This is a genomic window from Bifidobacterium miconisargentati, assembly GCF_019331675.1.
Lineage (GTDB): Bacteria > Actinomycetota > Actinomycetes > Actinomycetales > Bifidobacteriaceae > Bifidobacterium > Bifidobacterium miconisargentati.
On sequence record NZ_JAHBBJ010000012.1, the window covers coordinates 77,389 to 101,632 of the forward strand.

Annotated in this window: 20 protein-coding genes; 11 read left to right on the forward strand and 9 right to left on the reverse strand. The window is 65.3% G+C overall.

Features of this window, described 5'->3' with window-relative positions:
• Window positions 1–18: 18 nt before the first annotated feature.
• From leuS to KIH81_RS08445, 4 genes are all read right to left on the reverse strand, one after another.
• Window positions 19–2,982 (reverse strand): leucine--tRNA ligase, encoded by a 2,964-nt coding sequence (gene leuS / locus KIH81_RS08430; RefSeq protein ID WP_214304950.1) that lies wholly within the window; start codon window positions 2,980–2,982, stop codon window positions 19–21.
• 41 nt (window positions 2,983–3,023) lie between these two features.
• Window positions 3,024–3,977 carry a glutamate ABC transporter substrate-binding protein gene (locus KIH81_RS08435; protein WP_214304951.1) on the reverse strand — a complete coding sequence of 318 codons (954 nt, stop codon included), beginning with the start codon at window positions 3,975–3,977 and terminating at the stop codon, window positions 3,024–3,026.
• A gap of 9 nt (window positions 3,978–3,986) precedes the next feature.
• Entirely contained in the window at window positions 3,987–4,937 is a 951-nt protein-coding gene (locus tag KIH81_RS08440; protein WP_214304952.1) for a magnesium transporter CorA family protein, read from the reverse strand.
• A gap of 120 nt (window positions 4,938–5,057) precedes the next feature.
• Complete coding sequence (locus KIH81_RS08445; protein ID WP_214304953.1) at window positions 5,058–5,906, reverse strand: histidine phosphatase family protein; 849 nt, start codon at window positions 5,904–5,906, stop codon at window positions 5,058–5,060.
• A 103-nt stretch (window positions 5,907–6,009) separates the two neighbouring features.
• On the opposite strand from KIH81_RS08445, the gene KIH81_RS08450 reads away from it, so the two are divergent.
• A complete protein-coding gene (locus KIH81_RS08450; protein ID WP_214304979.1) occupies window positions 6,010–7,335 on the forward strand; it encodes a class I SAM-dependent methyltransferase in 1,326 nt (441 codons plus the stop codon).
• 182 nt (window positions 7,336–7,517) lie between these two features.
• Here the strand turns inward: KIH81_RS08450 and KIH81_RS08455 are convergent, their stop codons facing one another.
• A complete protein-coding gene (locus KIH81_RS08455) occupies window positions 7,518–7,922 on the reverse strand; it encodes a pyridoxamine 5'-phosphate oxidase family protein (RefSeq protein ID WP_214304954.1) in 405 nt (134 codons plus the stop codon).
• A gap of 178 nt (window positions 7,923–8,100) precedes the next feature.
• On the opposite strand from KIH81_RS08455, the gene KIH81_RS08460 reads away from it, so the two are divergent.
• From KIH81_RS08460 to KIH81_RS08475, 4 genes are all read left to right on the forward strand, one after another.
• Window positions 8,101–9,036 (forward strand): DMT family transporter, encoded by a 936-nt coding sequence (locus tag KIH81_RS08460; RefSeq protein ID WP_214304955.1) that lies wholly within the window; start codon window positions 8,101–8,103, stop codon window positions 9,034–9,036.
• A gap of 100 nt (window positions 9,037–9,136) precedes the next feature.
• Entirely contained in the window at window positions 9,137–9,835 is a 699-nt protein-coding gene (locus KIH81_RS08465) for a nitroreductase family protein (protein ID WP_214304956.1), read from the forward strand.
• A 121-nt stretch (window positions 9,836–9,956) separates the two neighbouring features.
• On the forward strand, window positions 9,957–11,021 hold the full coding sequence (locus tag KIH81_RS08470; RefSeq protein WP_214304957.1) for a hypothetical protein: 1,065 nt from the start codon (window positions 9,957–9,959) through the stop codon (window positions 11,019–11,021).
• Window positions 11,022–11,261: 240 nt separating this feature from the next.
• Window positions 11,262–11,801: a peptidylprolyl isomerase gene (locus tag KIH81_RS08475; protein WP_214304958.1), complete on the forward strand. Its 540-nt coding sequence runs from the start codon at window positions 11,262–11,264 to the stop codon at window positions 11,799–11,801.
• A gap of 179 nt (window positions 11,802–11,980) precedes the next feature.
• Here the strand turns inward: KIH81_RS08475 and KIH81_RS08480 are convergent, their stop codons facing one another.
• From KIH81_RS08480 to KIH81_RS08490, 3 genes are all read right to left on the reverse strand, one after another.
• Window positions 11,981–14,305, reverse strand: coding sequence for a RelA/SpoT family protein (locus KIH81_RS08480; RefSeq protein WP_214304959.1), 2,325 nt, complete (start codon window positions 14,303–14,305; stop codon window positions 11,981–11,983).
• A 116-nt stretch (window positions 14,306–14,421) separates the two neighbouring features.
• Window positions 14,422–14,898 carry a dUTP diphosphatase gene (dut, locus tag KIH81_RS08485; RefSeq protein ID WP_214304960.1) on the reverse strand — a complete coding sequence of 159 codons (477 nt, stop codon included), beginning with the start codon at window positions 14,896–14,898 and terminating at the stop codon, window positions 14,422–14,424.
• On the reverse strand, window positions 14,898–15,191 hold the full coding sequence (locus KIH81_RS08490) for a DUF4193 domain-containing protein (RefSeq protein WP_109057341.1): 294 nt from the start codon (window positions 15,189–15,191) through the stop codon (window positions 14,898–14,900). Before KIH81_RS08490 ends, dut begins: the two co-directional genes overlap by 1 nt.
• A 152-nt stretch (window positions 15,192–15,343) precedes the next feature.
• On the opposite strand from KIH81_RS08490, the gene sepH reads away from it, so the two are divergent.
• Window positions 15,344–16,414, forward strand: coding sequence for a septation protein SepH (gene sepH, locus KIH81_RS08495; protein ID WP_214304980.1), 1,071 nt, complete (start codon window positions 15,344–15,346; stop codon window positions 16,412–16,414).
• Between the two features lie 25 nt (window positions 16,415–16,439).
• Here sepH and KIH81_RS08500 read toward each other — a convergent pair whose 3' ends face one another.
• Window positions 16,440–17,717, reverse strand: a complete 1,278-nt coding sequence (locus KIH81_RS08500; protein ID WP_214304961.1) for an alkaline phosphatase family protein — start codon at window positions 17,715–17,717, stop codon at window positions 16,440–16,442.
• A gap of 124 nt (window positions 17,718–17,841) precedes the next feature.
• Between KIH81_RS08500 and KIH81_RS08505 the strand changes: the two genes are divergently transcribed.
• The 5 genes from KIH81_RS08505 to KIH81_RS12115 all read left to right on the forward strand — a co-directional run bounded on the left by KIH81_RS08505 (window position 17,842) and on the right by KIH81_RS12115 (window position 24,234).
• On the forward strand, window positions 17,842–20,556 hold the full coding sequence (locus KIH81_RS08505; RefSeq protein WP_214304962.1) for a DNA gyrase/topoisomerase IV subunit A: 2,715 nt from the start codon (window positions 17,842–17,844) through the stop codon (window positions 20,554–20,556).
• Between the two features lie 123 nt (window positions 20,557–20,679).
• Entirely contained in the window at window positions 20,680–21,510 is an 831-nt protein-coding gene (locus KIH81_RS08510) for a response regulator transcription factor (protein WP_214304963.1), read from the forward strand.
• Window positions 21,511–21,597: 87 nt separating this feature from the next.
• Window positions 21,598–22,314, forward strand: a complete 717-nt coding sequence (locus tag KIH81_RS08515; protein WP_214304964.1) for a hypothetical protein — start codon at window positions 21,598–21,600, stop codon at window positions 22,312–22,314.
• Window positions 22,301–22,618 carry a transcriptional regulator gene (locus KIH81_RS08520; protein ID WP_214304965.1) on the forward strand — a complete coding sequence of 106 codons (318 nt, stop codon included), beginning with the start codon at window positions 22,301–22,303 and terminating at the stop codon, window positions 22,616–22,618. The genes KIH81_RS08515 and KIH81_RS08520 overlap by 14 nt, the downstream gene beginning before the upstream one ends.
• 275 nt (window positions 22,619–22,893) lie before the next feature.
• Window positions 22,894–24,234 (forward strand): ABC transporter ATP-binding protein, encoded by a 1,341-nt coding sequence (locus KIH81_RS12115; RefSeq protein ID WP_236029456.1) that lies wholly within the window; start codon window positions 22,894–22,896, stop codon window positions 24,232–24,234.
• The last annotated feature ends 10 nt before the right edge of the window (window positions 24,235–24,244 follow it).

A 24,244-nucleotide genomic window follows, 5' to 3' on the forward strand; every position in this document is an offset into this window, starting at 1 on the left:
AGCCATAAACGATGGGATTTATTCGGCGGGGACGATGGAGACGATCTTCGGGGCCTTGACGATCACCTTGCGCGGCTCCTTGCCGCCGAGGCGGGAGGCCACGGCTTCGAGGGCCTGCTTCTCCAGGTCGGCCGGGTCGATGTCCACCGGCACCTCGAGCTTGGCGCGCACCTTGCCCTTGATCTGCACCACGGCGGTCACGGTGTCGTGGCCCACGTAGCGTTCGTCGGCCACCGGCCACGGGGCCGCGGACAGGGATTCGGTGTGGCCGAGCTTGGACCACATCTCCTCGCAGATGTGAGGAGCGATCGGCGCGAGCATGAGGATCAGCGGCTCGACGGCGGCACGCGGCACGGGCGTCAGGGAGGTCAGGTGGTTGTTGAGCACGATGAGCTTGGCGATGGCGGTGTTCGGGCGCATGCCCTCCATCTCTTCAGTCACCTCGGCGATCGTGTTGTTGAGGAGCTTGAGGGTCTTCTCGTCCGGGGTGTCCTCGGACACGTGCGCCTCGCCGGTGGTCTCGTCGATCACGTTGCGCCACAGACGCTGCAGGAAGCGCATGCCGCCGACCACGTTGCGCGTGTTCCACGGACGGGACTCGTCCAGCGGGCCCATACTCATCTCGTACAGGCGGAACGTGTCGGCGCCGTAGTTCTCGTACATGTAGTCCGGGGTCACGATGTTCTTAAGGGACTTGCCCATCTTGCCGAACTCGCGGTTGGCGTGCTCGCCGTTCCAGGTGAACGTCGGCTCGCCGTCGGGGCCGGCCGGGCCTTCCACCACTTCGTCGGCCGGCACGTACTGGCCGCGGTCGTCGGTGTAGGCGTAGGCCTGGATCATGCCCTGGTTGAACAGCTTGTGGAACGGCTCGGCGGAGTCCACGTAGCCCAGGTCGAAGAGGATCTTGTGCCAGAAGCGGGAGTACAGCAGGTGCAGCACGGCGTGCTCCACGCCGCCGATGTACAGGTCCACGCCGCCTTCGTCACCGGAGTACTTGTTGTGGTTCGGGCCCATCCAGTAGTCGAACTCGTCCTTCTCGACCATGTGGGCCGTGTCGGTCGGGTCGATGTAGCGCATGTAGTACCAGCAGGAGCCGGCCCAGTTCGGCATGGTGTTGGTGTCGCGGTAGTAGGTCTTCGGACCGTCGCCCAGGTCGAGCGTGACCTTGACCCAGTCCTCGTTGCGGCTCAGCGGGGCTTCCGGGTTGGATTCAGCGTCCATCGGGTCGAAGGTGCGCGGCTCGTAGTCCGGCACGTCCGGCAGGTTGATGGGCAGCGCGGAATCCGGCAGCAGGTGCGGGGTGCCGTCCTCGCCGTAGACGATCGGGAAGGGCTCGCCCCAGTAACGCTGGCGGGAGAACAGCCAGTCGCGCAGACGGTAGGACACGGTGCCCTTGCCCACGCCGGCGGATTCGAGCCACTCGTTCACCTTGGCGATGGCGTCGTCCACCCTGAGGCCGTTGAGGGAGAGCGCGTCGCCCTTGGCCTTGGTGGCCTCGACTTCGGAGTTGATCACGATGCCGTCATGGGAGACGAACGGGGCCTTGCCCTCGTAGTTGTCCAGGGAGTCGCCGGATTCGGGCAGCGGCTGGACGGTGTAGATGACCGGCAGACCGAACTTGACGGCGAAGTCGTAATCGCGCTGGTCGCCGCCCGGCACGGCCATGATGGCGCCGGTGCCGTAGTCCATAAGCACGTAATCGGCGGTGAACAGCGGGAGTTTGACGCCGGTGATCGGGTTGGTGGCGTACAGTCCGGTGAACAAGCCGGTCTTCTCGCCGGCTTCGTCCACACGGTCCTTGGCGGTCTTGGATTCGGCGGCCAGACGGTAGGCCTTCACACCCTCGGCCGGGGTGGCATAGCCGCCCTTCCAGGCCTCCGGGGTCTCGGCCGGCCATTCGGCGGGCACGTCCTCGAGCAGGTGGTGCTCCGGGGAGACCACGGCGAAGGTGGTGCCGAACAGGGTGTCGGGACGGGTGGTGTAGATCTCCATGTCCTTGACGCCGGCCGGGGTTTCGACCTCGAAATGCACGGAGGCGCCATGGGATTCGCCGATCCAGTTGCGCTGCATGAGCTTGACCTTCTCGGGCCAGTTGATGCCGTCGAGGTCCTCGATGAGGCGGTGGCCGTACTTGGTGATGCGCATGGACCACTGGCGCAGCTCGCGCTGGAAGACCGGGAAGTTGCCACGCTCGGACTTGCCTTCGGCGGTGACCTCCTCGTTGGCGAGCACCGTGCCCAGGCCCGGGCACCAGTTGACCGGGGACTTGGAGATGTAGGCCAAACGGAAGTCGTTGAGGATGTCCTGCTGCTCGGCCTCCGTGAGGTCGGCCCAGGCCTTGCCGTCGTGCTCATGGCCGGGGATGGCCTTCTCGCCGTTCTCGAACTTGGCGACGAGCTCGCTGATCGGGCGTGCGGAACCCTTGGTGCCGGACGGGTTGGTGGCGTCCTCGTCGTACCAGGATTCGTAGATGCGCGAGAAGATCCACTGGGTCCAGCGCACGTAGCCGGGGTCGATGGTGGCGAAGGTGCGGCGGTTGTCGAAGCTCAGGCCCATGCGGTGCAGCTGGCGGGACATGTTGGCGATGTTCTGCTCGGTGGTGATGCGCGGGTGCTGGCCGGTCTGCACGGCGTACTGCTCGGCGGGCAGGCCGAAGGCGTCGTAGCCCATGGCGTGCAGCACGTTCTCGCCCTTCATGCGGTGGTAGCGGCTCACCACGTCGGAGGCCAGGTAGCCCAGCGGATGGCCCACGTGCAGGCCCTTGCCGGACGGGTAGGGGAACATATCCATGGCGAAGTAGGCGGTGCGGCCCTCGGCGTTGCGGCCGTTGCCGTCCTTCAGATCACCGTTGACGTTGGCGGCCCAGAAGGTGCCGTGCTCGTCCCAGTACTTCTGCCATTTGTTCTCGATGTCCTGCGCCAGCGCGGCGTTGTAGCGGAAGTCGGGCTCTTCGGTTTGCGTGCTCTTCTCGTTGTCACTCATAAACAAGCAAGGTAGCCGCGCAACTGGACACGCCGCACGCCTCAGTCGGCCGCCGAGTCAGCATCCGAGACGATGGCTTCGGGATCGCCCACGAGGGTCGCTTCCAGCCCGGTGCGCTCCCTGAGCGTGTCCTGCGCGGCGGCCATGGAGCCGTCCTCGACCATGTCCTCGAGGGCTTCGGCGATCTTCTGCGCGAGCTGCGGGGTGCCTTTGCCCACGGCGATGCCGTAGCGCACCGTGCCGCGATCCTCGAGCACGGCCATGTATTGCGGGCCGTTCGCGGAACGCAGTCCGGAGAGCACGGCCATGTCGGAGGCGATGGCGTCGGCGGATCCCACCTGCAGTGCGGTGACGCATTGCGCGTAGCTTTCGCGCTCCTGCAGTGTGGCCTGGGGATGGCTGGAGCGGAAAATCGCCGCGGTCTCGTCGCCTTTGACGGTGCAGATGGTGCGGTCGGCGAGATCGTCTGCGATGCCGTCGCCCGCATCGCCGGTCCCCGTGCCGAACGTGGCGCGTTCGTTGGCCCTGACCAGCAGTCCCACGCCGGTCTCCAGGTATGGCCCGGCGAAGTCGGCCTGCTGTCTGGACTCATCGGTCACAGGCCAGGAGGCCACCACCATGTCCACCTGGCCGTTGTCCAGCATGGAGGCGCGGTTCTCGGGGCGGACCTGTTTGAAGACGATCTGCTTGTTCGCGTAGCCGAGCTTGGCGGCCACGTATTTGGCCACGGTCACGTCGAATCCCTCGTATGCGCCGTCATGCCATGCGCCGATGGCCGGCTCGTCGGCCGCCACGCCGATGGCGATGGTCGGCCCTTCGGGGGCGCCGGACACCGTGGTCACGCGCACCTGACCGCAGCCGGCGAGCGCCAGTGCCGGGGCGAGCGCGGCGATGACGGCGGCCGTCGCACGCTTGAGCCGACGGGCCCGCCGCACGGGCGACGCGGATGGTTCCGGCGGCGTGGATGCGCGGCGGTCGGGAACGTACTGCGGCATGGGCGCGTCCTACTTGAACATGCGGGAGCGGGTGAGGAACCAGGTGACCACCGCGGACAGCGCCACGGAGATCAGGATGATGGCCACGAATCCCCACGGCTTGTCGCTCAGGGGCATGCCGAGCATGCCTTCCTGGAAGTTCATGCCGTACATGGAGAAGATGAGCGTGGGGATCGACAGCGTGATGGAGATGATGGTGAAGATGCGCATCACGTTGTTCAGGTTGTTGGACACGATCGAGGCGAAGGCGTCGGTCATGTTCGCGAGAACGCCGCTGTAGATGTTGGCCATCTCGATGGCCTGCTTGTTCTCGGTGATGACGTCGTCGAGCAGGTCCTCGTCGTCCGGGTACTGCTTGATGCGCTGCAGGGTGGTGAGCTTCTCCATCACGATTTCGTTCGATTTCAATGAGGTGGTGAAGTACACCAAGGTCTTGCTCAGCTCCATGAGCATCACGATCTCGCGGTTCTGCATGGAGTGGCGGAGTTTGAGTTCGAGCTTGTCGCTTTCGCGGTCGATGATGCGCAGGTAGCGCAGGTACATCGTGGCGTTGCGGTAGAGGATCTGCAGGATGAAGCGGGATCGCATGTACGTGTTGAAGCCGCGGATCGTGCCTTCCATGAACGGGTGGAGCACGGGCGTGTCCTGCATGCAGACGGTGATGATGAGGTTCTCGGTCACGATGATCGACAACGGGATGGTCTCGTACCAGTCGCGGCCGCCGCGCTCCTCCACGGTGGGGATGTCGACGATGATCATCGTGTAGTCGTCCTCGACGTCCACGCGCGAACGTTCCTCGTCATCCAGGGGGGCACGCAGGTCGGCCAGGTCGATGCCGGTCTGGGAGGCCACGGTGGCGAGTTCCACGTCGGTGGGTTCGCTCAGGCAGAGCCAGGAACCGTTCTCCGGTTTTTCGATTTGCTCCACTTGGCCGTTGATCGAGCTGAAGATTCTCAGCATGACGTTGCTCACCCGCCTTTCGCGCTTTCCAGTGTTCTATCGCTGTACGGTGTCAAACCGAGATAAGTCTAGACCCACCGGGCGAATTTGCGGTTCGGCATGGCGCGGCCGCCGGGATGGCTACCAGACGATGGGCCGCCAGTCGGGCGTGTGGGGGCCGCGCAGGTCCGCCGGGCCGTTTTCCCAGTCTGCGGTGTCCGCGATGGCGGGCGCCTTGTTGTATTCCTCCAGTTCGAACAATGGCTCGTCCACGGTTCGTCCGTTGACGGTGTGGCGCACCTTGAGCCGGCACCAGCAGGCGTTGCGCATGCCGCCGAGCGCGTTCATGTCGTCCGGGTCGAGCCCCAGCAGCGTGCCGACGGTGGCGGTGATCCACGAGCCGTGGCCCACGATCATCAGCGTGGTGGGGGTGTCGCCCGAGGTCGCGTCCTCCGTGGCGATGATGTCGCGCACCGCCCGGGCCCCGCGTTCGCCCACCTGCGCGCGGCTTTCCACGCCGTACCGGGTCTCCCCTCCGGTGTGCCGTTTCCATGAGGCGTAGGCTTCGGCGTCCTGCGCCTTGATTTCGGCGCGGGTCAGGCCCTCCCATTGCCCGAAGCTGCGTTCGCGCAGCCGCGGGTCGAGCGTGACGTCGAGACCCATCAGGTCGGCGAAGGCATGGGCGGTCTGCTGGGCGCGGAACAGGTCCGAGGAGTGGATGACCATGCGCCGGGCGGCGGCGGGCGCCTCCTGCCATTGGCGTACGTCGCTGCGTTCGGCGGCCTCGGGACCCGGCTGGGCGATGGCTTCGGGATCGGCGGCCAGCCGGCTCACCTTGGCCCAGTAGTAGCGCGAGGCGAGCGCGTATCCGGTCTGGTCGGCCTGCCATTGGCCCACGATGTCGAGCGGCACGTCGATCTGCCCCTGCAGACGGTGTTCGAGGTTGTATTGCGTACGTCCGTGGCGCAGCATCATCACTTCGTCGATCATGTTCCCTGCCTTCCGGTTGCCGGGATGGTAACGCTCGTTCCATCTCACCACGAGCCATGGAGACGCGCCCTCCCCCGCAATGGCGTACCCTACAATGGCGTACGTGGAAATCAACGAGCAGACCTGGGCGTTCATCGCCGCCCACCGTACCGAGGACGTGCGCGACCTGGCCCTGCATGCCAGGCGCGGGGACGGCGTGGATGTGACGTTCGCGCTGGAGCAGATCGCCGGATGGCAGCGGGCGCGTGTGAAGCTGCCCGACTGGGCGGCGGTCGACGGGCTCGTCTTCCCGCCGCAGGTGCCGATGGAGCAGTGCTCGTCGCAGTTCACCGCGGGGTACAAGGCGCGACTGGCCGCCCGTCTCGTCGGCGGCCATGGCGAGCGGCCGGCCGCGGGCGATGGCACCGTCTCCCCCGCCCAGGCCGACGACTCCCGTTTCACCATTGCATCGTGTCGGACCTCGCTCATCGACCTGACCGGCGGGTTCGGCGTGGACTTCTCGTATATGGCCCGCGTGTTCGACCGGGCCACCTATGTGGAACGGCAGCCGAACCTCTGCGATATCGCCCGACATAACCTTCCGCTGCTCGGGCTCGCCCATGCCGATGTCGTCAACGGTGATTCCGCCGAGGTCCTGGATTCGCTGCCGACGGCCTCGATGATCTTCCTCGATCCGGCCCGGCGCGACGATCACGGCGCGCGCACCTATGCGATAGCCGACTGCACCCCGGACGTGCTCGCACTCAGGGAGCGATTGCTGGGCAAGGCCCCGGTGGTGATGGTCAAGCTCTCCCCCATGCTCGACTGGCATAAGACCGTGGCCGATTTCGCGGGCGCGGTGGCCGAGGTGCATATCGTCTCCACGGGCAACGAATGCAAGGAGCTGCTGCTGGTGCTCACGCGCGACCGGTGCGACGATCCGCTGGTGGTCTGCGTGAACGACGGTCAGGAGCTGGCGTACCGGGACGGGGACGACGGGAACGCCAGTGATGATGACGCCATGGCGACGGGCCCGTCCGTGGTATCGCAGCACTTTTCCGGCGACGATGATGGTATCGCCGCCGATCAGGGCCGCTATCTGTACGAACCGAACGCCTCGATCATGAAGGCCGGCTGCTTCGACGTGCTGGCGCGACGGTTCGGCGTCACGGCCGTCGGCCCGAACAGCCACCTGTTCGTCTCGGCGGAGCCGGTGAAAGGATTCCCGGGCCGTTCGTTCCGCATCGAGGGGACGGGCACCATGAACAAGCGCGAACTGAAGTCGCTGCTGGAGGGGCTCACGCACGCTAACATCGCCGTGCGCAACTTCCCGATACCCGTGGCCCAACTGCGCAGGAAGCTCAAGCTCAAGGACGGCGGCGACGCCTACCTGTTCGCCACCACGGACCGATCCGGCCGCCACATCGTCCTCCGCACGGTCAAGGCCTGACGAAACGAATAAGGCTCTGCCGCGTTGACACCGGTGCCATCCGTTCCTTTCTCGGCTCCCCTTGTCAGGGGAGCTGGCGGCGAAGCCGACTGAGGGGTAGTCCCTCAGGAACAGATACCCAATGCCGATGCGGCAGAGCCACGAACATTCGACGAGCCAACCGCCGAATGCCTTTCAATCAATCAGTCCTTGGCGATGGTCTTGCCGGCGTTCGGGCCGGAGGCGAGATCCTGGATCTCGGTGACCTCGAGGACCGGGATCACGGCCGGCTTCTTGGTGCCCTTCTCCTCGGCCACCTTGACCTGGGCCTCGTAGATGGCGTCGTCGGAGTGCAGGGTCACGGTGCCGCGGAAGCGGTAGCCCTTCTTCTCGGCGAGGTTGGCGAAGGCCACGACCAGCGGGGAGCCGTTCTTGAGGTTCTCGTAAGCCTGGCCGGCGGTGCGCTCATGGTAGGCGATATGCGTGTCGTCCAGCACGAACAGGGACATCTTCGGGCCGAGGTCCAGCTCGCCGTCCTTGGAGATGGTGGAGACCCAGCCGAGGTTGTTCTCGATGAATTCCTTGATTTCCGGGGTGATGACTGCCATGGTGCAGGTCCTTTCTTGCAACGTTTTGCCGACGGTACCAGCCTAGTCGAATACCGCCGGACACGGCCGGATGTTCGCTGTGAGTATGCTCACGTACGCCCGCGCGTCCTACCGGTTTTTGACCGGCCGTCACCGTACCCTTATGAGGCGAGAAATCCGAGAGATCTTGAGGTGCATTATGGGATTGACCGACCGTTTCAGCTCGTTGCGCAGCCGTTGGTCACGCTCGTTTCCGCCGAATCTCGCCCGTCTGATGCTGCTGGCTTGCGCGGCGCTGTGGGGCGGCAGCTATCTGCTGGCCAAGTTCGCCATGGAGGCGATTCCCCCGCAGTGGCTCATGGGACTGCGTATGATCGGCGCATGCCTGTGCATGCTGGCCCTGTTCCACAAGCACATCGTGCCGTATCTGACGCCGAAGATCATCGTGCCGGCGCTGGTGGTGGGCCTGACGTATTGGGGCACGATGGTCACGCAGACCATCGGCCTGCAGACCATCGAACCGGGCCGCAGCGCGTTCCTGACCGCCGCCTATTGCGTGCTGACGCCGTTCGCCACATGGATCGTCTCGAAGACGCGCCCGAAGGCCATCAACCTGGTGGCCGGCGTGATCTGTCTGGTCGGCGTGGGTTTCGTCTCCCTGAAACCCGGCGGGTCGCTGTCCCTGAGCACCGGCGACTGGCTGACCATCGCCACCGCCATCATCTTCTCCTTCAACCTGACATGCCTGGGCGTGTACACCAAGCGGTTCGACCCGATCGCCGTGACGTTCGTGCAGTTCGGCGTGGCGGGCGTCCTGTTCCTGGTCGGCGCGCTGCTCACCGAGCCGATGCCGAACGCCGGCTGGCTGGCGCCCTCGGTGGTGGCCAGCGTGCTGTACCTGTTCCTCGGCGCCACGATGAGCGCGCAGATCATGCAGAACATCGGATTGGCGCATGTGCCGGCCTCCCAGGCCTCGATCATCATGTGCACGGAAAGCCTGTTCGCGGTCTCGTTCTCCGCGCTGTTCTGGGGCGAACGCATCATGTGGAGCTCGCTGGTGGGCTTCGCGTTGATCTTCGCGGCCGTGCTCATGTCCGTGATCAAACCGACGAAGCACTCGCTGCACCGCAACTGATTGCCGGCCGTCATCGCATGGCCGGTCGCGGCTAGTATGGAACCGCACGAATCCGCCCGCATGAGGGCATCCGTATAGGCAATGTATGAAAAGGACTGTCATGAATCTGCTTGAGGCCATGGAAGAGCGCCATGCGGTGCGCGACTACACCGACGAGCCGCTGACCGCCGATCAGATCGCCGCGCTCAAAACCGCCATCGGCGAGGCGAACGCGGCGCACGGCCTGAACATCCAGCTGATTCACGACGTGCCGGATGCGTTCGGCGGATGCCCGACCCATTACGGGCGATTCAGGAACGTGCGCAATCTCATCGCCCTGATCGGCAGGGATGAGGCCGACGGCACCGCCGACCTGGACGAACGCGCGGGCCATGCCGGCGAGCTGCTGGCGCTCACGGCCGTGACGCTCGGGTTGGACACCTCCTGGGTGGTTCTGCATGAGACGGATGCGCATGACGGCAAGTGGACGCTCGGCGAAGGCGAACGCATGCCCGCGGCCATCGCCCTCGGCCATGGCACCCGTCCGGGGCGGCCTCATCGCAGCAAGCCCGCCGATGAGCTGGCCGCCGTGGAACAGGGGACGTACGCCGACTCCCCCGCCTGGTTCCGTCATGGCATCGAGGCCGCGATGCTGGCTCCGAGCGCCTTGGGCAAGCAGCCGTTCCGTTTCACGCTGCTGGCCGACGGGCATACGGTGAAGGCCGAGGCATTGGAGGGCGTGCAGGCCGAAATCGGTCTGGGCATCGCCAAGCTGCATTTCGAGCTCGCGGCAGCCGACGCCGATTTCGTGTGGGCATGAGCCCCGCTCATCCGGGCATTTTCATACCGATTGTGAAGGTTTTGAAGGTCTCGTGTAAGCATTCCGTTGCTTTCATCGAGCCTTCAGGAACTTTGGAGCGGAAACGTCTAGGTTCATCATTGTGAAGAAGTTTTTCCAAGGTCTTTCCCTCTCCTCGATCGTGGCAGGCACCCTTGCGGCCGTCACCTCGTTCCTGTTGTCAGCGAAGATCGGTCTCGCCGGTTCCGTGATCGGCGCTGCAATCAGTTACATCGTGTCCTCCGTGGCCACGAACATCTACAAGAACGTGTTGACGGCGTCCGGCGAGAAGCTGCAGGCCGTCAGCGGCGTCGGCAATGCCGACGACTCCGGCCAGTCCGATGAGCAAACGGCCGACGAACCCGCCGAGCAGGCGTCCGATAAGTCCGGCGAATCCACCGAAGATGCCGGACAGCACAACGAATCCGGCGAAGACGGCAAGGCCGGCGCCGATTCGGACGAATCCAAGGATGCCGACGACCGGACCCGTACGGTCTCCGGCATCGAGGCCGCCGCGCGCAAGCCGCGTGAGATCATCTCCAACCGCGAATCCGGACGCACCTATTCGGTGGCCGAGCTGCGTCGCGCGCGCAAGCCGCGCAATCCCAAGCGCATGGCCGTCATCGTCACGCTGGTCTCCGGCCTGCTGGCCGTCGCGATCAGCGCCGGCATCGTGATGCTGCTCACCCGCGGCCAAGGCACGGACAGCGTGGTGCGCGACTGGAGCACGCCGACCGTCACCACGCCGACCGACACGAACACCGATACCGACACGCAGACGAACCTGCCCACCCCGCCCAACGATTCCACGAACCAGCAGGGCACGGACAGCTCCAAGGATTCCACATCCACCGATTCGACCGACGGCACCGACTCCTCCGAGTCGACCAACACCGACGGCTCGACCGAGTCCAACGGCACGAACTCCGGCACGAACAGCGGATCCACCGGAACGAACGGGTCGACCGATTCCGGCACCAACAGCGGATCCACGGGTACGGACAGCGGCTCGACCGATTCGGGCACCACCGATTCCGGCACGAACTCCGGCACCACGGGATCCACCGATTCCTCGACCGGCTCCACGTCCGGCAGCACGGGTTCCGGTTCCGGCACGTCCTCGAACACCGGCAGCGACAGCGGCACCGGCATCAAGGCCATCGGCTGAGACGCCGCGGAAGCCAAACGATACGGCACTCATCAGGCCCGTCGGATCCAATGATCCGGCGGGCTTTTCCATTGGCTTTATCAAGCCAAATTGGCATGCTCTCCTATCTCGGGCTCCCCTTGTCAGGGGAGCTGTCGGCGTAGTCGACTGAGGGGTAGTTATACCAGATTCATGTCAATCGTGGCCTCAATGTCATAGCCGCGCATGATTTGACGTGGGGCAATGAGAGACTGGAGCACTATGAGCACTATCATCATGCGCACCTCCGAAGGTGACATCACCATCAACCTGTTCGACGACAAGGCCCCGAACACCGTGGCCAACTTCCTGGGCCTCGCCACCGGCGAGAAGGAATGGGCGGACCCGTACACCGGCCAGCCCTCCCACGGCAAGTTCTACAACGGCCTGACCTTCCACCGCATCATCAAGGACTTCATGATCCAGGGCGGCTGCCCGCTCGGCACCGGCACCGGCGGCCCGGGCTACGAGTTCGACGACGAGATCGATCCGAGCCTGAAGTTCGACCGCCCGTACCTGCTGGCCATGGCGAACGCCGGCCTGCGTCGCGGCCGCGACGGCCAGATCCACGGCACCAACGGCTCCCAGTTCTTCATCACCACCGTGCCGACCCCGTGGCTGGACGGCCACCACACCATCTTCGGCGAGGTGGCCGACGACGCCTCCAAGAAGGTCGTGGACAAGCTCGAGTCCGTGGCCACCGATCCGATGGACCGTCCGCTCGAGCCGGCCGTGATCCTGTCCGTGGACGTGGCCGAGTAAGGTTCTTTCACGATAATTAAGGGGCTTCTGATGGCTGACATCGGAAGCCCCTTGTTCGTTTGGGAATATCCGAGGAACAACGCACTCCAAGTAGCGCTCCCCTCAGTCGCCTTTGGCGACAGCTCCCCTCAGGGAGGGGAGCCAAAATTACCGGCAGGTACCGCGCTCCAATGCCTCGGTTACTTCATCTTCCGGAGGCGCGGTTCGGCGGATTCCTTGGCGCCGGTGATGCGGTAGACGTCGAAGACGCCGTCGATCTTGCGTACGGCGGCCAGCAGCGTGTTGAGGTGCTGCGGATCGGCCATCTCGAAGCTGAACTGGCTGGTGGCCACACGGTCGGAACCGGTGGCGATGTTGCCGGAGATGATGTTCACGCCATGATCGGAGAGTACGCGCGTCACGTCCGAGAGCAGGTTGCGGCGGTCCAGCGCCTCGACCTGGATCTTGACCATGAACAGGCCCTTGGTGCTGGTCCACTGGACGTCCACCACACGTTCGGGCTGCTTGGCCTTCAGATCGATCATGTTCTGGCAGTCGGTGCGGTGCACGGAGACGCCCTGGTTGCGCGTGATGAAGCCGATGATCGAATCGCCCGGCACCGGCATGCAGCAACGCGCCAGCTTGACCCACACGTCACCCACGCCCTTGACGGCGATGCCGGTGGAGCTGCTCGGCGACTTGCGTTCGGCGGGCTTGAGGGGCAGGACCTCCTGCTCCACCTCCTCGTCCACCTCGTCGGCGCCCGCATCCTTGACCAGATGCGAGATGACGTTCTGCGTGGAGATCTGGCCGTCGCCGATGGCGGCGAACACGGCGTCCGCGTTGGGGAAGTTGAGGTCGTCCGCCACGCCGACCAGCGCCTCGGGGGTCAGCAGCGAGTTGACCGGCAGGTTGCGCTTGCGCATGGCGCGGGTCAGTTCGTCGCGGCCCTCCTCGATGGCCTCGGTGCGGCGTTCCTTGGAGAACCACTGGCGGATCTTGTTGCGAGCCTTCGGGCTCTTGACGAAGCTCAGCCAGTCGCGCGAGGGGCCGGCGGTGTCCGACTTGGAGGTCAGGATCTCCACGGTGTCGCCGTTGTCGAGCGTGGTGTCGAGCGGCACGAGACGGCCGTTGACACGCGCGCCCATCGTGCGATGGCCCACCTCGGTGTGCACGGCATAGGCGAAGTCCACGGGCGTGGCATGGGCGGGCAGGGAGACGATCTTGCCCTTCGGGGTGAACACGTACACCTCGGCCGAGCCCAGATCCTCCTTGAGGGAGCCGAGGAACTCGTTGGAGTCCGGGGTCTCGGAGGTCCAGTCGGCGAGCTGCTGGATCCACTTGAGGTTGTCCGCCTCGCTCAGTTCCTGGTTGCCGGAATCGCGCTTACGGTCGGACTTGTCCGGGGAGCTCAGGGCACGGCCGGCCTGGCCGTTCTCCTTGTACTTCCAGTGTGCGGCGATGCCGAATTCCGCGCGGCGATGCATGTCCCACGTGCGGATCTGGATCTCCACGGGCTTGCCGCCGGGGCCCACCACCGTGGTGTGCAGCGACTGGTACATGTTGAGCTTGGGCATGGCGATGTAGTCCTTGAACCGGCCGGGGACCGGGTTCCACCGCGCATGCACGGCGCCGAGCGCCGCATAGCAGTCCTGGATGGTGTCCACGATGATGCGCACGCCGACCAGATCGTAGATGTTGGCGAAATCGTGGCCGCGCACGATCATCTTCTGGTAGATGGAGAAGTAGTCCTTCGGGCGTCCGGTCACGTACGCCTTGATGTGCTGCTCGTCGAGGTCCTCGTTGATCTCGGCCAGGATCTGCTTGAGGTACACGTCCCGCTGGCCGGCGCGACGGGCCACCAGCACCACGATCTCGTTGTAGATCTTCGGATAGAGCACCTTGAAGCTGAGCTCTTCCAGCTCGGTCTTGATGGCGTTCATGCCGAGGCGGTTGGCCAGCGGCGCGTACACGTCGAGCGTCTCGCGCGCCTTCTTCTGGGCGGAGGAGGTCTTCACGTAACGCCAGGTGCGGGCGTTGTGCACGCGGTCGGCGAGTTTGACCACCAGGGTGCGCACGTCGCGGCTCATGGCCACCACGAGCTTGCGGATGGTCTCGGCCTGCGCCGAGTCGCCCACTTCCAGCTGGCTCAGCTTGGTCACGCCGTCCACCAGGCCGGCCACGGTGTCGCCGAATTCGGCGCGGCACTGGTCGAGGGTGTAGTCGGTGTCCTCCACCGTGTCGTGCAGGAGACCCGCGGCCACCACCACCGGGCCCATGCCCAGGTCCGCGAGGATCTGGGACACGGCCAGCGGATGGATGATGTACGGCTCGCCCGACTTGCGGCGTTGCGCGGAATGCTGGATCACAGCGCGACGGTAGGCACGGTCGAGGATGGACAGGTCCTCCCCCGGATGATGCGCCTCACATACCTTCTTGATCGGCTCGAGCGGATTGATAGGATCTGCGCTGATCTCACAACCCAGCTTGCGGGCGGCATACTGCTCGCCATCAATCTCTGACATGCCAGTCACCTCCCTCATGTGAAGTTCATTGTAACCGCGAACCGGCGCATTGCGCGCGCGACTGTCCGCGGCCGGTCATCACCCGGCCGCACGCAACCTCGCGGACATCCTGCGGCTCAGGACGCGACGCCGGTCGATCCGAACCCGCGTTCGGCGCGGTCGGAGCCGGGCAACGTCTCGGCCGGCACGAACCGGGCCTCGACGTACCGCTGGATCACCATCTGGGCGATGCGGTCGCCCGCGTGGAAGACGGCGGTGTGCTCGGGGTCGAGGTTGATCAGCGGCACCTTGATCTCGCCGCGGTATCCGGCATCGACGGTGCCGGGCGCATTGAGCACGGTGACGCCCTGCTTGACGGCCAGACCGGAACGCGGGTGGACCAGCGCCACGTAGCCCGCGGGCAGGGCGATGGCCACGCCGGTGGGCACGAGCGCCCGTTCGAAGGGCTTCAAGGTCACGTCGACTGTGGTGATCAGGTCGGCGCCGGCGTCACCCGCGTGGGCGTAGTGCAGCTGGGCGGGGTGGTCGGGGTCCAGGGACTTGACCAGGACCTCGGTGGACTCGGGCTCGTTGTAGGTCTCGTCGAACGCCATCAGGCGGCGCACTCCTCGCACACCGGCTGGCCGTCCTCGTCCGTGTAGGCGAGCTGGCTGCGGTGCTTGACCAGGAAGCACTGGGAGCAGACGAACTCGTCGCCCTGCATCGGAATCACGGTGACGGAGGAGTCCTCGTTGCTCAGATCGGCGCCCGGCAGCTCGTAGTCCTCGGCGATGGCGTTCTCATCATCATCGATGTCGCTTGAGGAGTTCTGCGCGGACTTGCCCAGAGCCTGCAGCGATTCCTCGTCCTCGTCCTTGTTGCGGGGGGAATCATAATCCTGAGCCATGATGGTCCTTTCGTAGGTGTTCGCAATTGTCGCGACGCTAAGGTAGCGCCCGTACTCGCCCATAGGGTACACGATTTGAAATACATGTAAAGTTCGACACGTGGGGCATACTTGAAAGAAGTATTGGTTTTGGTACGGAAAGCGGTGTGACTATGCCTGGTGAGCAGCCCGAAAAGGCCGGTTTCGTGCGCGTCAGCGACTCCGGAGACCTCGTGTTTTCCGTGGGCGGACGACAGTTCTCCATCAGCGTGGACGACACGCTCGAACGTGCGATCCTGGAGGCCAAGCAGGTCAGGAGCGAGAAGCAGCGCGCGCCGCAGCCGCATCAGCAGGCGACGCTGCCCATCTCCCAGATCCAGTCGCTGATCCGCGCCGGTGCGGATCCCGCGCGCGTGGCCGAACGCTACCATCTGAGCGAAACGCTGGTGCGCCGATTCTCCGCGGCCGTGGAGACCGAGAAGCAGTATGCCATCGAGCAGTTCCTCACCGTGCCCGCGCCGAAGGACAGCCGTGTGCGTACGATCAGCGAACTGGTGGAGCGCACGCTGGCGTCCGCGTCGATCGGCATGGAGTCGGTGACGTGGAAATCCACGCGACGTGGTTTGGAGCCCTGGCGCATCGTGGCAATCTTCACGTCCGCGGGCCGTGAGATCCACGCCGAATGGACGTGGAACATGCACGACAATTCCGTGGTGTGCCTCAACAACGCGGCACGCAAGCTTCTGGGCGAGCAGAACCCCGGTTCCCCCGCCGCCGATTCCGGTCTGCGCCCCGTGACGGCCGAGCTGCCCGGTGATTCGGTGCGCTCGGCACGCATCGAACGGGCCGTGTCCGCATGGGCCGCGCCGATCGGTTCGGCGCCCGCCTCCCATCCGACGGACGCTCAGGCCGGCGCCACGGCAGTTCCGGGAGCCGCCGGCAACGCGACGCCTGTCGCCGGTGGCGCCGCGGGCGGTGCGGTTCCGTCCTCGCCCACCGGTTCGATGCCGCCCATCGATTTCGCCACGACCGGTTCGATGCCCGCCATCTCCCCCACCACCGTGGGGGCCGCCAACGAAGGATCTCCGGCAGCGCCCGGCGCCGTGGAAGGCATCACCGCCGCCCCGGCGACCAGCACCGACGAGACCAAGACGGCTGAGAACACGACTCCGGCCAAACCCGCCAAGCGCCGCTCCGGCCGTTCCGCCGTCCCCAGCTGGGACGAAATCCTCTTCGGCGACTGAATCCCGTCCTATTCCTCCTGCCCGATCACACCAGATCGATCAGGCAGGGAATATCCATCTCCAGCATGGTCTGCGATCCGTGCACGCTCGGCAGACGGGTGGCCTTGTCGCTCTGCGTGCGCGAATCCACGAGCGTCGCGGCACCGGCGGCCTGCACGATCACGTCGCCGATCATCGGCCTCACGCGGTCGGCCACCGGACCGAACAGACCATCCGCGAACGCCTGCTCGCGCGTGCGGACCAAGGCCATATCCCCCAGACGGTTCCGCCAACGTCCGGCGATCGCCTCGGCACTCTCACCGGGCGAAGCGTACAGCATCAGCGAGCGCGGCTCCCCGCCGACCAGTTCCACGCCTTGGGCGAGTTCGGGTTCGGCGGCGATGTCCACGCGGCCGTCCGGGTCGGTCTGGACCATGCCGTGGTCGGCGATGATCACGATGAGCGTGCCGGCGGGGGCGCTGCGGTGCAGGAGGGCGAGCTGCGCGTCGATGTGTTCGAACGTGGCCACCCAGTTCTCGGAATCCCAGCCGTAGTTGTGGCCCACCTTGTCCGCGTCGCGGATGTAGAGGTAGGTCAGGCCCGGCTGGCGGGCGGCGCGGGCGGCTGCGAGCACACGGTCGCGCGGGGTCACGTTGGGCTGGTAGTCGGTGCCGCGCAACGCCGCTTCGGTCAGGGGCGAGCCGGCGAACTTGGGCAGGCCCGAACTGGTGACGCGCACGCCCTGGGCGGCGAGCTTCTCGAACACCGTCTCCTCCTGTTGCAGGGAGCGCGGGTCGATCATGGCGGGCACGGGGATGTGCGGGTTGGCGGGTTTGGGGGCGAGCGCGTCCTTGAATTGGATGAGCTGGATGAGCTTGTGGCTGGCTGGTTCGAGCTGCGTGTATCCGGCCATGCCGGTCAGGCCCGGGCAGGTGCCGGTGCCGAATGCGGCCATGGCGGCCACGGTGGTGCTGGGCGCGCAGGTGGTGATGGGGCGCTGGTTGGCGGTCTCGTTCATGAGCGAGCGCAGGTAGGGCGCATGGCCGAGGCGCATGGCGAGGTTCCAGTAGCCGAGCCCGTCCACGAGCACCACGATGGCGGAGGTCACGGAGGGCAGGCCGAGCGCGGTCTGGCAGGCTTTGGGGTCGGTATGGACCTTGGTGGGCGTCGGATGGCCGATGGCGGCGGACAGTGCGGGCAGCACGGCGGACAGGTGCAGCGCTCCCCCACGCCCATCGGCGGCACGGTCGGGGATGCCGTCCCCGTAGGTCGCGGTGGGCACCAGTCGCAGCAGTTCGTCCATATCCGGCGTCTCAACACTCATAGTCTGCTATTCAAGTCGCACCCCCCAACCTTGGGTTCCGCGCACGCGAACGACGTGACGGCGGCGGCCGTGCGTCCCATTCCATGCGGCACGCTAAACTGGGGCGCGTTCGAAAGGGAGTTTCATGGCATCACACCGCAAACCGTCCGTGCAGACCTATGACCCGCGTACGGTCAAGGAGCATATCGTCGAGACGCCGTTGAACGAGGAGATGAGCAAGTCCTTCCTCGAATACGCCTATTCGGTGATCTACGCGCGAGCCCTGCCGGATGCGCGCGACGGCCTGAAGCCGGTGCAGCGACGCATCGTCTATCAGATGGGCCAGATGAACCTGAATCCGGACCGCCCGTACATGAAGTCCGCCCGCGTGGTGGGCGAGGTGATGGGCAAGCTCCACCCGCACGGCGATTCCGCGATCTACGAGGCCATGGTGCGCCTGGCCCAGCCGTTCGCGATGCGCCTGCCGCTGGTGGACGGCCATGGCAACTTCGGTTCGTTGGACGACGGTCCGGCCGCCTCCCGTTACACCGAGGCCCGTCTGGCCCCGGCGGCGCTCGGCATGAACGCGGACATCGACGAGGATACGGTCGATTTCACGCCGAACTACGACAACAAGCTCAAGGAGCCGACCGTGCTGCCGGCCGCCATCCCGAATCTCCTGGTCAACGGCGGCTCGGGCATCGCCGTGGGCATGGCCACGAACCTTGCCACGCACAACCTCGGCGAGGTGGTCAACGCCGCGAAGTTCCTCATGGCGCACCCCGAGGCCACGCTCGAACAGCTCATGCGCTACGTGCCGGGCCCGGACTGGCCCACCGGCGGTACGATCATCGGCCGTGACGGCATCCGCGAGGCCTATGAGACGGGCCGCGGCACGCTCACCACGCGCGCGGCCACGCATGTGGAGCACATCACCGCACGCAAGCAGGCGATCGTGGTGACCGAGCTGCCGTACATGGTGGGTCCGGAGAAGGTGATCGAACGCATCTCGGACGGCGTGAAGAACCGCAAGCTGGAGGGCATTTCGGGCGCGTTCGATCTGACGGACCGTCATAACGGCACGCGACTGGTCATCGAGATCAAGACCGGTTTCGACCCGCACGCCGTGCTGGTGCAGCTGTTCAAGCACACGCCGCTGCAGGATAACTTCGCCATGAACAACGTGGCGCTGGTGGGCGGCCGACCGCACACCATGGGCTTGAAGGAGATGCTGCAGGTGTGGGTCGACCACCGCCGCGTGGTGATCCGTCGTCGCAGCGAATACCGCAAGAAGAAGGCGCAGGAGCGTCTGCACCTGGTCGAGGGCCTGCTGCTGGCCATGCTGGACATCGACGAGGTGATCCAGGTGATCCGCACCTCGGATGATGCGGACGCCGCCAAGACCCGACTGATGGCCGTGTTCGACCTGGATGAGGTCCAGTCCCAGTACATCCTGGATCTGCGTCTGCGCCGACTGACCAAGATGAACCGCATCGAGCTCGAGGCCGAACGCGACGACCTGAAAAAGAGCATCGAGGAGCTCACCCGCATCCTTGCCTCCGCCGAGGCGCTGGATCAGGTGGTCACCGACGAGATGGACCAGGCAGTGGCCAAGTGGGGTTCGCCGCGTCGCACGGTGTTGCTGGACGTGGATCCGGATGGCACGCTCACCCCGGTGGCCGCGCACGGTGCCGGCGCTTCCGGCGTCTCCCAGTCCGCGCTCGAGGCCGTCAAGGCCGCCACCACGATCTCCTCCGCCCAGGCCGATGTGGAGGCCGCCACCAAGGCCGCGAAGAAGAGCGGCGAGGAGAATGCCCTGGCCGGCGCGTTGAAGATCGAGGACGAGCCGTGCGTGGTGGTGATGAGCGCCACCGGTCTGATCGCCCGCACCACGCCGAGCGCGATGGACGTGTACCATGCCCGGTCCGCGTCCGACAAGCGCCAGTCGGACGACCAGATCATCACGATCTTCCCCACGTCCACGCAGGCCACGTACGCGCTGATCACGTCGGCGGGCCGACTGGTGTTGGCCCATGTGGTCGACCTGCCGGCGCTGCCCGCCTCCGACATCCTGTCCGCCAAGGGCGGGGTTTCCGCCGACGAACTGATCGGCATGACCGAATCGACCGACCCGATTCCGGGCGAGCATGTGGTCACGGCGATCGCCATGGAACAGCCGAACGGCTCCGATGCGGATGGCGAGCGCGATTCCGGCGATGCCTTGCCGCTGCCGTCGCTGGCCATCGGCACCCGCAACGGCGTGGTCAAGCGCTGGAACCGCGAGGCGCCCACCACGATGGACTCCTGGTCGGTCATCGACCTGAAGGACGGCGACGAGGTGGTGTTCGCGGCCGTGGCCGAGGACGACGACCGTCTGGTGTTCGTCTCCTCCGATTCCTCGCTGCTCACCTTCGACGCGAAGAACGTGCGTCCGCAGGGCCGTACCGCGGGCGGCATGGCCGGCATCAAGCTCGCCGACGGCGCCCGCGTGATGGCGTTCAACGTGGTGCCCGCCGGCAAGGTGGCATGGACCTACGAGGAGGGCGAAAACGGCATGTCCGCGGCTTCGGGCGCGGTGGTGCTCACCGTGGCCGGCGACTCCGACGCCCTGCCCGGCACCGAGAACGGCGCCGCCAAGGTGACGCCGTTGGAGATGTACCCCACCAAGGGCCGCGCCACGGGCGGCGTGCGCTCGCAGCGCTTCCTCAAGGGCCAGAACACGCTGATTCTGGCGTGGGTGGGCCTCTACCCGCTGCGTGCCTCGACCTCCTCCGGCAGTCCGGTGGAGCTGCCCAAGCCGGATATGCGCCGCGATGGTTCCGGCGTGGATCTCGCCTCTCCCATCGCCTTCATCGGCTAATAGGTCTGCCGTTTCTGCCGGGAGCCGCCGACGACAATCGACTGAAGCCGGAGTCCATCTTCAACATGGACTCCGGCTTTCATCATGCCCCGGCCTACACTTGAAGCGTTGAGGAGGTGCGTGATGAAGCTGTTGGTCGCCGTATCCAATGACCCATTGTCCCGCGCGATTCGAGGCACGCTGCTTGGCGCGGGCCATGAGGTGGAGTCGGCTGGCACGGGCGGCGCGGCGCTGGACGCCATCGAGGACGAGGCGTTCGACGCTGTCGTGCTGGACGAGGGACTGCTGGGCGAACCAATCGCGCAGGTCATCGAATCGATGCGTGACGCGCGGCCGGACATCAGGATCCTGCTGCTCACCTCGACGCCGATGAGCAAGGCGACCGGCGAAGGCAATCGATGGCGGGCGCTGCCGGACGAGTACGCGCCCATCGAGCATGCGGTGCCGGCCGTCCGCGGCACGGCGACGGATGACGGCCCGGCTTCTTCCCCGGACGATCCGGGTGCCGCAGACGCTCCGGGCACAGGCACGAATGTCTGCGAAACGAGCCAATCGTCGGCCCGGCCTTCGAACCATGACGACCGACTGCCGGATGCGGTGCTCAGGAAGCCGTTCTCCGACACCGAACTGCTTTCCTATGTGGCGGCGCTGGCCGCCGACTCCCCCGAATTGATCATCCGCGGCAATCTCACGCTGGACACCACCAACCGCAGGTCGTACTACGCCTCCACGCACAGTCCGATCACGCTTTCGCGGCTGGAGTTCAGTCTGCTGGAGGCGTTGGTGAAGGCCAATGGCGCGTTCGTGAACACCCGCGAGCTGGTCAAACTGGTGGGCGGCCCGTATTTCGAGCAGCAGGGATTGCTGCGCAACGCGCTGTACACGCTCGATCAGAAGCTCACCCGCGCCGGTCTCATCATGACCCAGCGCGGCTCCAACTGGCGCATCCGGTAGTGCCGTGAGGAATTCACCGTCACGTAACTTGTTTCCACTTCGGAAAGTGGTATTGTTTTCCGTAACGGAAAGAGGTTTGGTTGCGGCATGTGCCGCACTCCGGCCATGAACCCGGCGAAGGAGGCCATCGTGACGGATATGCGGGTTACGCAGCCGGGCACCGGCGAGGAAGCACATGGGTCGTACCGGCTCGACGTCGACGCCCTGCGAAAGCAAGGTGTCTCGGACGCGCAGGACAGGTTCGGTATGGCGGACACGGCGGATGCCTTGGATGCGCTGGATGCCCTGACCGCATTGGACTCGGACCGTTCGAAGCTCGCCGGCTCCTATGACCGGATGCGCGCCACGACCGTCATCTGGGTGGCCGTGGTATACGGTCTGCTCACCCTGACGTATTGGATGATCCCGCAGGCCTATCTCGGCCGATTCCACCTGCCTTGGAATTCCGCGTGGATCATATTCGCGTTGCTGGCGGCGTCCATGCTGTTGATGTGCGCCGCGATGACGCTCACCGCCCACGCGCAGGGCATCGCCGTGCAATGGCTGCCGCCTGCGCCCGTGGCCGCAAACCGTCGGTACCGGACCATCCTTGCCGTGCGGTTCGTCCTCAACTTCATTCCGCCCGTCCTCGCCCTGGTCGTGGGATACGTCACCGACGCATGGTGGTCCGCACTGGCCGTCACCGCAATCGGCACCGCGATCAACGGGCTGGCGGAGTACTGGGAGCTTGATGCGACGGTTCGCGCACTCAGGCAACGCACGGTTCCCGCCGGACACGAGGAGGTGCGCCATGGCATCGGATAGTCCGGAACCGGTGTTCGACGAGGTCATCCACGCTCCGGTGCGACTTCGTATCTGCGGGTTGCTGGACACCTATGGCACGGTGCGGTTCGACGTGCTGCGCGATACGCTCGGCGTCAGCGACGCCACCTGTTCCAAGCATCTCAAGACCCTCGCCGATCACGATTACGTCCGACTCGACAAGAAGGCCTGCGACGGCGGCAAGGCGTATAAGGTCACTTGGGTCAGGCTGACCCGTGAGGGCAAGGCCGCGTTCCAGTCGCATGTGGCCGCGCTGCGGCAGATCGTCGCCGGCCAGGCAGCCTGATAGCGTCCGTTTGACGCTAGTTACCGGCTCTTCCTAGCAGCAAACCGACGTGAAGAAGCCATTTTGCGTCCGCTTGGTGCTAGGACAGAGCTTGTTCTAGCACCAAACCGACGCCAATTCACCATTCGACGTCCGGAATTCGCTAGAGGCGCGTCCACTCTGGATAGTTTCGGACGCTCCGGAATCCCACAACCACACACCCCTTGCGTAAGCCATGCCCGAAATCGTGTTTTCGCGCATGACCTGGCGCGAGCTTACCCGAATCGAGGCTTGACATGAAAGCCGTACTCTACAAGGACCTGCAACAGGTCCGTCATAACTGGGCGATGCTCGCCGTCGTCATCATCGGCATCGCGATGCCCCTGCTGCTCATCGCCATCATCGCGCCGATGGGACTGGATGCGAAAACGGGCGGCACCATGCTGCGATTCGCCATCCTGTCGCTCACGATGGGGCTTGCGCCAACGTTGTCACTCGATGCGATCCGCGATGACCTGGGCAACGGCACCATCGTTGCGGTGCATACCTGCGGACGTCCGCTCCGGCAGTATCTTACGGCGCAACTGGCGTACGCGATCATCCCCATCACCGCGCTCTCGCTGGCATTGATGACGTTCGCGTATTTCGACGTCCCCGTACTGCGCACGAACATCGCGGGACCGCGGGGAGTCGTACTGGCCTTCACGCCGACGCTGGCCGCACTGGCCCTGTATTGCTGGTCGATTGTCATCAAAGGAAAGGCACTGATCATGACCACAACCACACTCGTTCCCGGCGTGCGCGCCGACGGCCCTGCCGATACTCGGACCGGAACCATAGGCACCGACACGTCCGGCACCACTATCGATTCGGCCGCATCGTCCTCGCACCAGCCGCTCGCCATCCGAGTCACCGACATGACCTTCGGATACAAACGTGACAAGCCCGTGCTCGAACACATCAATCTCGACGTACCGGCGGGCCAGTCGCTGGGTATCCTCGGCTACAACGGCGTGGGCAAGACCACCCTGTTCGGCGTCATCACCGGCTTGCTGCGACCGCAGGGAGGCTCCGCCGCCATCAACGCCGACGTGTTCCATTCCATGCGCGAGGTGTTCCAGCTCACCGATTCAGGCAACCTCTCCCCCACGATGACCATCCGCGAAAACCTGAAGTTCCGTGCGATGCTCTACGCCACGCACGACGACCCTCACCCCATCGACCTGCGGCATCTCGACCAGCTGCCGATGATCCAAGCCTTCGAACTCGGCGAGCATCTCGACAAGAAGGTCAGGGACCTCTCCAGCGGGCTCAAGAAGCGGGCGGGCATCGTGGCGGGCATGCTGTTCGATCCGCGTCTCATCCTGCTGGATGAGCCGACCAATGCGGTGGACCCGATTACCCGCCAGCTGCTCATCGAACTGATGAAGCAGCTCAAGGCGGACGGCCGCACGATCCTGACCATCACGCATGACCTCGACTACTGCTGGGAGGTGACCGACCGCGTGGTCATCCTGGACGACAGGCATCTCATCAAGGACTGCAGGATCGTGGATTTCGCCGACATCGACGATTTCAAGCAGGCCGCCACGCTTGGCCGCGGCCGCGCTCACGTCGATTTCGGACTGAGCAGGTGACTGGGCGAAA